The organism is Planococcus sp. CAU13 (assembly GCF_000775575.1).
In the GTDB taxonomy this organism is placed as follows: Bacteria; Bacillota; Bacilli; order Bacillales_A; family Planococcaceae; genus Planococcus.
Genome location: NZ_JRGN01000126.1, coordinates 1 through 303, shown reverse-complemented (window position 1 = coordinate 303; position 303 = coordinate 1). Strand labels below are relative to the sequence as shown.

Below are 303 nucleotides of genomic sequence, written 5' to 3'. Positions count from 1 at the left end.
ATCCGTGTTCCAGGAGCCACTCGTTTTTTTCAATGGCGATTCCACTGTCCATGCCCGTTAACGCTGACAGTTCGCCCCCGCTTTCATTGTAAAGCTGGAGAAGGGCCAAAAATTCCCCTTCATAAAGCGGCACTTCTTCCCATTTCGCCTGGTAAATCGCATCCCGCCATGGATAAAGGGCGCTCCTCATCTCTTTCAGCACGCCCAATTGCGCTAAACCGGCGTCATCCAAAAGGCCGTCCATCTGGTCCTCAGACAGCCTTTCGATGGATTGGCCCACTTCCCCATTGATCGCTTCGGTCT

General features: G+C 53.1%; 1 protein-coding gene. It reads right to left on the bottom strand.

The features are described 5' to 3' along the window. Positions 1-303, bottom strand: a 303-nt coding sequence (locus KW93_RS17405; RefSeq protein WP_033541963.1) for a hypothetical protein, incomplete at both ends; no start/stop codon positions are given.